The following is a 6,294-nucleotide window of genomic DNA, read 5'->3' on the forward strand; positions in this document are numbered from 1 at the left end:
CTAGCTCAGCCGCAGGCGGCAGGGGGTCGGGAACGCGGAAGTGTTCTCACCCGGTGACCCGGCCGGAATCGGGGGACCCGGGGACCATGACCTACGTGAATCCTGATCCCGAACCCCGGCTCAGCACCGGCCTGGAGCCCGGCGGCGGGGTGCCGCCCGGGGAGACCCCGCCGGCGGAGAGCAGCATGCCCGAGGCAGGCCCCCAGGACCTGCTCAGCAATCCGGCCAAGGGCTGGAGCAAGGGGCCGATGGCCCTGATCCTCGCCGTCGTGCTGATCTTCGCGGTGGGTCTGCTGGGCTACGCCCTGGCCCTGATCTACTGACCGCTCAGGTCGCCTGGGTACGGCGCACGCACGCGGCGACGACCTCCCGCAGGCTGCCCGTGCGCTCCAGCAGCTCGCGCTGCACCCGGGCGCCGTTGCCGTGCCGCAGCAACGCGTCGACACCCTCGCGCACCCGCTCCAGGTCGCCCGCGGCCGCGAGGGCCTCCCCGGTGTGCTCGATCAGGGCCCGTACGACCCTCTCGGCCGGCATCCGTCGCATCGTCTCGGGGAGCAGCAACTCCTCGGTCAGCCCCGAGCGGGCGGCCCGCCAGGCCGCGAGGCGGAGCATGCTCACGCTGTCGCCGGCCGGTTCCGCGCCCCGGCGCCACTCCCGGGCGGCCGTGTCGACCAGCGCGCGGGCGAGCGCGGCCAGGACGACGGCCGTCGAGGCGTCCAGGCAGACGTCGGCGACCCGGAACTCGACCGTGGGGTACCGCGGGGAGAGCCGGACGTCGAAGTAGACCATCCCGTCGTCCAGGATCGTCCCGGTGGCGACCATGTCCGCGACCCGGCGGTGGTAGCGCTCCGCCGAGCCGAACAGCTCCGTGGGACCGGCGGACGGCCAGCGCTGCCAGACCCGGCTGCGGTAGCTGCTGTAGGAGGAGTCCCGGCCCTGCCAGAACGGCGAGTTCGCGCTCAGCGCGGCCAGCACCGGCAGCCAGGGCCGCACCCGGTCGATCACCGCGACGCCCTCCTCGTCGGAGTCGACCGAGACGTGCACGTGGCAGCCGAGGACCAGTTGCTCGTGGACCACCACGCCGTACTGCTCGGCCATCCACTCGTAGCGCCGGTTCACGCCGATGGCGGGCGTCACCGGCAGCGGGGAGGTGGCGAGCGCGGCCACGGCACACCCGATCCCCCCGGCATGCCGCCCGGCCTCGCCGCGGCAGCGGACGATCTCCGCGTGCAGCCGCTCCATGTCCGCCTGCGGATGCGTGGCGAACTCGAGCATCTGCTCGTGCAGCTCCTTCTCGAAGACGTCCTGACCGGAATCGTCCTGGAAGGCCCGGGCGAGCACGGCGGCGGACAGCGCCCGCGGCTCACCGGTCGCGGGATCGACCAGGAGGAGTTCCTCCTCCACTCCGACGGTGCGCACGTGGTGCCGCCTTTCTGTGGGCCGGTGCCACGACCGACTGCCCCGAACAGCCGGTCGGACACCTGGTCGGCTCACAGGGCGTACGGCATCAGCCACACCGTCGCCAGCGGGGGCAGCGTGATCCGGATGCTCCCGTCCTCCGGCTTCACCGGGTCCGCGTTGCCCACGCCGCTGCCGCCGTACTCCTCGGCGTCGGTGTTGAGCACCTCCTGCCAGGCGGCGGCCTCGTCACCGACGGCGAGCCCGTACTCGTGCCGTACGACCGGCGAGAAGTTCGACACCGCCAGCAGCGGGGCGCCGTCCGCGCCGTACCGCAGGAAGGCGAAGACGTTGTCCTCGGCCGCGTCGACCGCGACCCACCGGAAGCCCGCCGGGTCGGTGTCGCGCTGCCACAGCGCCGGAGTGCGCGCGTAACGGGTGTTGAGCTCCCGGACCAGGTCCCGCACCCCGCGGTGGTCGCCCGCCGAGTGGTAGCCCTCGTCCAGGAGCCACCACTCGGGCCCCGACTTCTCCGACCACTCCGCGCCCTGCGCGAACTCCTGCCCCATGAAGAGCAGCTGCTTGCCCGGGTGCGCCCACATGAAGCCCAGGTAGGCGCGCAGGTTCGCACGCCGCTGCCACCAGTCGCCCGGCATCTTCGACACCAGCGCCTGCTTGCCGTGCACCACCTCGTCGTGGGAGATCGGCAGCACGTAGTTCTCGCTGTACGCGTACACCATCGAGAACGTCATCTCGTGGTGGTGGTACTTGCGGTGCACCGGCTCGTGGGCGACGTACTCCAGCGAGTCGTGCATCCAGCCCATGTTCCACTTCAGGCCGAAGCCGAGGCCGCCGGTGTCGGTCGGCCGGGTCACCCCGCCCCACGCGGTCGACTCCTCGGCGATGGTGACCACGCCGGGGCAGCGCCGGTAGACGGTGGCGTTCATCTCCTGGAGGAAGGCCATGGCCGCCAGGTCCTCCCGGCCGCCGTACTGGTTGGGCTCCCACTGGCCGGAGTCGCGCGAGTAGTCCAGGTACAGCATCGAGGCGACGGCGTCCACGCGCAGCCCGTCGATGTGGAACTCCTCGCACCAGTACACGGCGTTGGCCACCAGGAAGTTGCGCACCTCGGTCCGCGCGAAGTCGAAGGTGTACGTGCCCCAGTCCGGGTGCTCCGCGCGCCGGGAGTCCCCGGGCTCGTACAGCGGGTCGCCGTCGAAGCGGCCCAGTGCCCAGTCGTCCTTCGGGAAGTGCGCCGGCACCCAGTCCATGATCACGCCGATCCCGGCCCGGTGCAGCGCGTCGACCAGGTACCGGAAGTCGTCGGGCGAGCCGAGGCGCGCGGTCGGCGCGTAGAAGCCGGTGACCTGGTAGCCCCAGGACGGCCCGTAGGGGTGCTCGGCGACCGGCATCAGTTCGACGTGGGTGAAGCCCAGGTCCTTCACGTACGCGGGCAGTTCCTCGGCCAGCTCGCGGTAGGTCAGGCCGGGCCGCCAGGACGGCAGGTGCACCTCGTACACCGAGAACGGCGCCTCGTGCACGGGAGTGCCGGCCCGGGTCCGCATCCATCGCGCGTCGCCCCACTCGTAGTGCGAGGCGGTCACCACGGACGCGGTGTTCGGCGGCTCCTCGGCCGCGCGGGCCATCGGGTCGGCCTTGAGGAACCGGTGCCCGTAGCGGGAGTGGATCTCGAACTTGTACCGGGTGCCCTCGCCGACGCCCGGCAGGAACAGCTCCCACACCCCGGACGAACCCAGCGAACGCATGGGGAACGCCGTGCCGTCCCAGTGCGTGAAGTCGGTGGCGACCCGCACGCCCTGGGCGTTCGGCGCCCACACCGTGAACCGGGTGCCGGCGACGCCCTCGTGCGTCATCGGCTCGGCGCCGAGCGCCCGCCACAGCTGTTCGTGCCGGCCCTCACCGATCAGGTGCAGGTCCAGCTCGCCGAGGGCGGGCAGAAAGCGGTACGGGTCGTGCGTCTGTCGGGCCTCCCCGTCCTCGTACGCCACCGCCAGGGTGTACGCCGGGATCCCGGTCAGCGGCAGGACGCCGGAGAACAGGCCGTCCTCCTCCGAGGCGAGGGCGTGGCACTCGCCGTCGACGACCACACCCACCTCGCGGGCGAAGGGGCGCAGCGCCCGGAAGACGACACCGCCGGGCACCGGGTGGGCGCCCAGCAGGGCGTGCGGGTCGTGGTGGGCGCCCGCCAGCAGGCGCCCCCGGTCGTGGGGGTCCAGGGGCGGCGCGGTCGCGCACGCGCCGGGCGCGGGCGCCACGGGGCCGGACGGCTCGGGGATCGAGGTGTCGCGGAGGGCCACGGGTCAGTCTCCTCTCACGGCGAGTCGTTCGATCGCCGCCATGGGTACGGGAAGCCAGTCGGGGCGGTGCCGGGCCTCGTACAGCACCTCGTACACGGCACGGTCGGTCTCGTAGGCGCGCAGCAGGCCGTGCTTCTTGCGGGGGTCCCATCCGGCGCGGGCGGCGTAGCCCGCGCAGAACGCCTCACGGCAGCGGCGCGCCCACTCCGGGCGCCACGGGCGGCGCTGGCGGGCGGCGTAGTCGAAGGAGCGCAGCATGCCCGCGATGTCGCGGACGGGGGAGTGGGCGCTGCGCCGCTCGGCCAGCGGGCGGGAGGGTTCGCCCTCGAAGTCGATGACGAACCAGTCCCGGCCGGCCCGCAGCACCTGACCCAGGTGGAGGTCGCCGTGGATGCGCTGGGCGGGCGGCCCCGAGTCGCAGGTCGACAGCGCCGCGAACGCCGCCCTGAGGCCCGGGACGAACGGCTGCAACGCCGGTACGCAGTGTGCCGCCGCGGTCAGCCGCTCGGTCATCGCCGCCGCCGTGCGGCCGTTCTCGCCGGGCGCGCCGACCGGGAAGGCGGAGGCCAGGGCGAGGTGCACGTCGCCCATCGCCTGCCCCAGTTCGTGGGCCTGCGCCGTGAACTCGTCCCCGGCGGCGAGCGCGTTCAGGGAGAGGGTCCAGCCGTCGGAGGCGCCGTGCAGGAAGGGCTGGAGCACGCCGAGCGTCGCCTGGTACGGATGGGTCGTGCGCATCCACGCCACCGGCGCGGGGACCCGCCCGCAGCCCTGGCGGGCCAGCGCGTCGGGCACCTCCAGGTCGGGGTTGACTCCCGGCTGGATGCGGCGGAACAGCTTCAGGATGAACTCGTCGCCGTAGATGAGCGAGGAGTTGGACTGCTCGGCGTCCAGCAGCCGCGGCGCGAGATCGCCGGGCACCGGCCGCGCGGGGTCGGCCTCGAAGCGCAGGGGGCCCGCCTTGCCCGGGTGCCGGAGCCGTTCGAGGAGCAGCTGCGCGGTCCGGGGGTCGTGCAGCGCGTCGTAGACCGTGCGACCCGCCAGCGGCCCGTCCTGCACCTGTCCGATGATGGCCCGGCCCAGCCGCGGAGAGGGCTGCTCGCGCACGCCGAGCAGCAGCTGGTAGCAGTCCCCGGCCGGGGGAGCACCGCCCGGGGAGGGCACGGAACCCTGCCCGGCGTGCACCAGGAGGTGCAGACAGCCGGGGAACAGCTCGGTCATCGACAGCAGACCCAGCTCGGCCACGGGCCGGTCCTTGCCCGCGAACCAGCGCTGGCGCGGCAGCCACTGGCGCAGCAACTCGCCGAGCGACGCCATCGGCTCGGCGAGCTGCCCGCGTCTCGTGCGCAGGGGTGCGGTCTTCGGCATGGTGACGCGTCCTTTCCTCGGCCCACGCTCAAGCGCGGCGGCCGATGCGGGATGCGACTCGGGTGAGCCGGAACCAGTAGAAGCCGTGGCCCCCGAGGGTCAGCAGGTACGGCAGTTCACCGATGGCGGGGAAGCGGACCCCGCCGAACAGCTCGACCGGATGGCGTCCGGCGAACTCGCGCAGGTCCAGCTCGGTGGGCTGGGCGAACCGCGCGAAGTTGTTCACGCACAGCACCAGGTCGTCCTCGTACTCCCGCAGGAAGGCGAGGACGGCGGGGTTGGAGGAGGGCAGCTCGGTGTAGGTGCCCAGGCCGAAGGCGGGGTTCTGCTTGCGGATCTCGATCATGCGGCGGGTCCAGTGCAGCAGCGAGGACGGCGAGGCCATGGACGCCTCGACGTTCGTCACCTGGTAGCCGTAGACCGGGTCCATGATCGTGGGCAGGTAGAGGCGGCCGGGGTCGCAGGTCGGGCGTACTCCGCGTACATGTAGTCGCGTTCCTCGTCGGTGACCATCTCCAGGGTCAGCTCGTCGTGGTTGCGCAGGAAGATGCCCCACTGGCAGCCGGAGGGGATCGCGGGGGTCTTGGCGAGGATTTCCGAGACCGGGTAGCGGGACTCCCTTCTGACCGCCATGAAGATGCGCGGCATGACGGGGAAGTGGAACGCCATGTGGCACTCGTCGCCGCCGGTGGAGTAGTCGCCGAAGTAGTCGACGACGTCCTCCGGCCACTGGTTGGCCTCCGCCAGCAGCACGGTGTCCGGGTACTGCGCGTCGATCTCCCGGCGGACCCGCTTCAGGAAGGCGTGACTGGCGGGCAGGTTCTCGCAGTTGGTGCCCTCTTCGGCGTACAGATAGGGCACGGCGTCCAGACGGTAGCCGTCGACCCCCAGGTCCAGCCAGAACTTCAGGGCGGCCAGCATCTCCTCCTGGACGGCCGGGTTCTCGTAGTTGAGGTCCGGCTGGTGGGAGAAGAAGCGGTGCCAGTAGTACTGGCCGCGCACCGGGTCGTAGGTCCAGTTGGAGGCCTCGGTGTCGACGAAGATGATGCGCGCGTCGGCGTACCGGGTGTCGTCGTCGGCCCAGACGTAGTAGTCGCCGTAGGGGCCGTCGGGATTCTTGCGGGACTCCTGGAACCACGGGTGCTGGTCGCTGGTGTGGTTCATGACGAAGTCGATGATCACGCGCATGCCGCGCTGGTGGGCGGCGTCCACG

The 6,294-nt window shown here is 72.2% G+C and carries 4 protein-coding genes and 1 pseudogene; 1 reads left to right on the forward strand and 4 read right to left on the reverse strand.

Going from position 1 to position 6,294, the window contains the following annotated elements; translation table 11 throughout:
* Positions 1-86: 86 nt before the first annotated feature.
* Positions 87-323 (forward strand): DUF6480 family protein, encoded by a 237-nt coding sequence (locus IE94_RS0130385; RefSeq protein ID WP_030190612.1) that lies wholly within the window; start codon positions 87-89, stop codon positions 321-323.
* A 4-nt stretch (positions 324-327) separates the two neighbouring features.
* Here the strand turns inward: IE94_RS0130385 and IE94_RS0130390 are convergent, their stop codons facing one another.
* The 4 genes and pseudogenes from IE94_RS0130390 to IE94_RS36250 all read right to left on the reverse strand — a co-directional run.
* Positions 328-1,419 (reverse strand): glutamate--cysteine ligase, encoded by a 1,092-nt coding sequence (locus tag IE94_RS0130390; protein WP_030190614.1) that lies wholly within the window; start codon positions 1,417-1,419, stop codon positions 328-330.
* 71 nt (positions 1,420-1,490) lie between these two features.
* Positions 1,491-3,716 carry a 1,4-alpha-glucan branching enzyme gene (glgB, locus tag IE94_RS0130395; protein WP_030190616.1) on the reverse strand — a complete coding sequence of 742 codons (2,226 nt, stop codon included), beginning with the start codon at positions 3,714-3,716 and terminating at the stop codon, positions 1,491-1,493.
* Positions 3,717-3,719: 3 nt separating this feature from the next.
* A complete protein-coding gene (locus tag IE94_RS0130400) occupies positions 3,720-5,081 on the reverse strand; it encodes a maltokinase N-terminal cap-like domain-containing protein (protein ID WP_030190618.1) in 1,362 nt (453 codons plus the stop codon).
* A gap of 28 nt (positions 5,082-5,109) precedes the next feature.
* Positions 5,110-6,294 (reverse strand): annotated as a pseudogene (locus IE94_RS36250) (alpha-amylase family glycosyl hydrolase); the annotation flags it as partial.

The sequence above is a fragment of the Streptomyces violaceorubidus genome (genome assembly GCF_000717995.1).
In the GTDB taxonomy this organism is placed as follows: Bacteria; Actinomycetota; Actinomycetes; order Streptomycetales; family Streptomycetaceae; genus Streptomyces; species Streptomyces violaceorubidus.

Bases quoted from the DNA above. Each gene is read 5' to 3' on its own strand.
- IE94_RS0130385 (WP_030190612.1), top strand. From the start codon at position 87: ATGACCTACGTGAATCCTGATCCCGAACCCCGGCTCAGCACCGGCCTG.
- IE94_RS0130400 (WP_030190618.1), bottom strand. From the start codon at position 5,081: ATGCCGAAGACCGCACCCCTGCGCACGAGACGCGGGCAGCTCGCCGAG.